Here is a 4,198-nt window from a genome sequence, read left to right as displayed (position 1 = left end):
GTTGGAGGCCCTCGGCGAACTGCAGGCGCAGCCGCCGGCCCACAGCACCCTGGGCGGGCTGCGCGGACGCCGCCACCTGCGCGACGTGCAGACCGCCCTGCTGCAGGCGCTGCGCGCCACCCACGGCGCGCAGGCGACCCTGGCAGCGCAGCAGGCCGACACCTTCGACCTGCTCGGCCTGCTGTACGGCGAGATCGAGCGCGAGGTACGCCCCGACGCGCCGGCCGCGGCGCTGCTGGAACGCCTGCAGGTGCCGCTGGTGCGCGCCGCGCTGCAGGATCCGGCGTTCTTCGCGCGCAGCCGGCACCCAGCGCGGGAACTGCTCAATGCCGTCGCCGAATCCGGCGCCACCTGGCTGGGCGAAGAGGACAGCGATCCGACGCTGCTGCTCAAGCTCAACCAGGCCGTGGACCGCGTGATCGAGGAGTACGAAGGCGACGAGACCGTCTTCGAGCAGGCCCACCAGGAGATCCAGGCGCAGCAGCGCAGCCTGGCGCACAAGGCCGAGATCGCCGAGCGCCGGCACGTCGAGGCCGCGCGCGGCAAGGAACGGCTGGAGCTGGCCAAGCAGACCGCGACCGCCACCCTGGAGGCGCTGTGCAGCGCCCAGCAACCGCCGGGTTTCGTGCAGACCCTGCTGCAGCAGGCCTGGTCCGACGTGCTGGTGCTGACCCTGCTGCGTCAGGGCGAGGACTCGGAGACCTGGCGCGAGCGCATCGGCCTGGCCGAGCGCATCGCCGAGGTCACCTGCCGCAGCGAGGGCGCCTCCGATGCGGCCCTGGCCGAGCGCGTGGGCCAGGCGCTGCTGCAGGTGGGCTACCACCAGCAGGAAGCCGAGGCCATCGCTCGCCGCCTGTCCACGCCCGGCGGCACCGACGCCACCACCTCGCGCACCGAACTCAGCGTGCGGCTGAAGGCGCGCACCCGCCTCGGCGAGCAGGGCGAGGACGGCGAGCGCCCCTCGCTGCCGCCGCGCAACGAGGCCGAACAGGCCGCGTATGCGCGGCTGCGTACGCTGCCGTTCGGCACATGGTTCGAATTCGTCGTCAACCAGCAAGGCGACCTGAAGCGGCAGCGCCTGTCCTGGTACAGCCCGATCACCGAGCGTGCGTTGTTCGTCAACCAGCGCGGGCAGAAGGCCGCCGAACACACGCTCGACGGATTGGCGCGGCTGCTGGCGCAGGGACAGGCGCGCATCGTCAGCGAGGACCGCGCCCGCCTTATCGACCGCGCCTGGCAGGCCGCGGTGCGCGCGCTGCGCACCCTGGCCGGCGTTCCCGCCGCCGACGACGCCATGGAGGGCGCATGAGCGCAGACGCTCGCCGATCGCCGCGCCTCCAGGTTCCGGACATGGTGCCGGTGCTGGACCTGATGGAAGACGCCGTGGTCGGCCGCCTCGGCAACGTCTCCGAACACGGCATGCTGCTGCTCGCCTCGGCACCGCTGCACGAGGACGCGCTGTACCAGTTGCGCTTCGCGATACCGCACGCCGACCGCGACGTGCAGATCGATATCGGCGCGCACCTGTTGTGGAGCGAACCCTCGCACGCACCGGGCCAGGCCTGGGCCGGCTTCCGCTTCCTGACCATTTCCCCCGCGCATCGTGACCTGTTGCGGCAGTGGATCAACGCTGCGACCGGCGGCTAGCGGCATCAACCTCGCTGGTGTGGCTACTGGTCCCTGTGACGGGATCAGCCGCGACCGGCATTCCCGGGAACGCCTCGGTGGCGGCTGAAGCCGCTCCTGCGACGGCCATTCGCGGCCGTTGCGCGATCGGCCGCAAAGAGTCTCCGGCGGATCGACAAAGCCCCGCGTCGCCGGCGTAGCTTCGGCATCGCATGCCATGCATAGGCCGTCCGTGCACGTCCACACGCCTGCACCGTTTCCGGCACACTTGGCGCCCCCGTTTCCGCATCGCCGAACGAGTCCGCCGCCATGCCCCAGCACGATCCAAGCGCCCTGTATCCCGACCACCTGCGCACCCTGACCCGACGCGCCGACGAAGCGCTGGCGCGCGGTGGCTTCGACCACCTGGTGGTCCCGAGCGGCACCCTGCACTACCAGGTGTTCGACGATCGCGACTATCCGTTCGCGGTGAACCCGCAGTTCAAGGCCTGGCTGCCGCTGACGCGGGTGCCGCACAGTTGGCTGGTGTACACGCCGGGGCGCCGCCCGCAGGTGATCTTCCACCAGCCGCGCGACTACTGGCACGTGGTGCCGGATGCGCCCAGCGGCTGGTGGGTGGAGCACTGCGACATCCATCTGATCCGCACCCCGGACGAGGCGCTGGCGCTGCTGCCGGACGCCGCGCGCAGCGCGATCCTCGGCGAGCCGCAGAGCGCGCTGGGCGCCTACGTGCCGAACAACCCGCCGGCGGTGCTGGACTACCTGGAATACCACCGCGCCTACAAGACGCCGTACGAGCTGGTACTGATGCGCCAGGCGCAGCACTCGGCCGTGCGCGGCCATCGCGCCGCCGAGGCCGCGTTCCGCGACGGCCGCAGCGAGTTCGAGATCCACATGGCCTACTGCGCCGCGGTCGGCCAGGATGCGAACGAACTGCCGTACGGCAACATCGTGGCATTGAACGAACACGGCGCCGTGCTGCACTACACCGAACTGCAGCGGCAGGCACCGACGCCGCTGCGCAGTTTCCTGATCGACGCCGGCGCCTCGGCGCACGGCTACGCCAGCGACATCACCCGCACCTACGCCGCCGATCGCGGCAGCGAGTTCCAGGCACTGATCGACGCGGTGGACGCCGCGCAGCAGCGCATGGGCCAGCACGTGCGCGCCGGCGTCGACTACCGGCAACTGCACCTGGACGCGCACCTTGCGCTGATGGGCGTGCTGAAGGACGCCGGCGTGCTCACCGTGTCGCCGGAAACCGCGGTAGCCACCGGCGTCAGCGCCGCATTCTTCCCGCACGGCCTGGGCCACCCGATCGGCCTGCAGGTGCACGACGTCGCCGGTTTCGCCGCCAGCGACCGCGGCGGCCGCATCGAACGCCCCGACGGCCATCCCTACCTGCGGATGACCCGCACCCTGGAACCTGGCATGGTGGTGACGATCGAGCCGGGCCTGTACTTCATCGACATGCTGCTCGACGACCTCAAGCAGGCCGGCCATGGCGGCAGCGTCGACTGGGCGCGGGTGGCGCAGTTCAAGCCCTACGGCGGCATCCGCATCGAGGACGAAGTGGTGTGCACCGAGGACGCACCCGAGAACCTGACGCGGCCGGTGTTTGCGGCGGCGGCCTGAGCCGCCACCTCGATCACTTGCCGGTCAACGCGTACGGGCCGCGATTGAAGCTCATCGGGATCAGGTCGTAGCGGCGCTGCCCGGCGGCGGCCGGATACGGCGCGGTCTTGAAATCGCGTGCCAGCGCTTCAAGTCCACGTGCCGCGTTCGGCGAAGGCAGCGCCTCCAGCACCAGGGCGGACTCGGGACGTCCGCCCTGCGGATCGCCACGCATCAGGAACAGGCTCAACGCCGGCGTGACCGGCAGGGCCGCCGGGCTGTCCAGCACGGTCTTGCGCCGTTGATTCTCGGCACGCGCAGTCAGCCCGCCAGCATCCTCGCCATCCTGCGCCTGCAGCGCATCGAGCTGCGCGAACAGCATCCGGTCCAGAACCCGCCCCCACTGCACGCGGAACGCGTTGAACCAGGCCAGGCCGATCGCGTCGCGGTCGCCGCTCGGCATCGCCGCATAGCAGCGTTCCAGCAGGTAGGCATGGTAGGCGGTATCGCGATTGCGCTGACTGGGCCGCACACGGCGGCCTTCGATCTCGCGCGCCCGCGTGGTGAACTCGCGGTCCAGCGCCACCCAGCCCTGCGCCCATTGCAGCGCCGGCTTGGCATTGCCGGCGGACAACTCCAGCTCGGCCAGCGACGCCAACGCGAGCAGCGGGCAGCGCGGCATGCCCAGGCAGCGCTCCAGCCAGTAGCGGGCAGTGTCCAGATCGCGCGGCACCAGATGCGCCGGATGCGCCTCGCCATTGCGGTAGAGCACGCCCAACACGTACGCCGAGGCGCCATCGCCCTTACCCGCCAGCGCGACGACCTGCGCCAGCATCTGCGCGCGGGCCTCCGGCGCAGCGCGCAGCGACAGCAACGTCTCTAGATCGTCCAGCGCCAGCGTGGGCACCGCAGCAGGCACAGGCGCCTGCGTCGCCGCGGGCGCAGCATCGGCTGGCGC

At 71.2% G+C, this 4,198-nt stretch carries 4 protein-coding genes; 3 read left to right on the top strand and 1 reads right to left on the bottom strand.

The features are described from left to right. The 3 genes from D183_RS24195 to pepQ all read left to right on the top strand — a co-directional run. Nucleotides 1–1,309 (top strand): DUF1631 family protein (locus D183_RS24195; RefSeq protein WP_017908426.1); only part of this gene is annotated, 1,309 nt, incomplete at its 5' end. Continuing rightward, the gene (locus D183_RS0107295; protein WP_026143711.1) at nucleotides 1,306–1,647 is read left to right on the top strand and encodes a PilZ domain-containing protein; all 342 of its coding nucleotides are present in this window, start codon (nucleotides 1,306–1,308) and stop codon (nucleotides 1,645–1,647) included. The genes D183_RS24195 and D183_RS0107295, both read left to right, overlap by 4 nt. A 288-nt stretch (nucleotides 1,648–1,935) precedes the next feature. Then, on the top strand, nucleotides 1,936–3,261 hold the full coding sequence (gene pepQ / locus D183_RS0107290) for a Xaa-Pro dipeptidase (protein WP_017908424.1): 1,326 nt from the start codon (nucleotides 1,936–1,938) through the stop codon (nucleotides 3,259–3,261). Between the two features lie 13 nt (nucleotides 3,262–3,274). On the opposite strand, the gene D183_RS24190 is transcribed toward pepQ, so the two are convergent. Continuing rightward, a partial coding sequence (locus D183_RS24190) for a hypothetical protein (RefSeq protein ID WP_039726454.1) occupies nucleotides 3,275–4,198 on the bottom strand: 924 nt, incomplete at its 5' end.

The organism is Xanthomonas sp. SHU 199, assembly GCF_000364665.1.
Lineage (GTDB): Bacteria > Pseudomonadota > Gammaproteobacteria > Xanthomonadales > Xanthomonadaceae > Xanthomonas_A > Xanthomonas_A sontii.
This window is presented reverse-complemented; position numbering and strand designations above follow the sequence as displayed.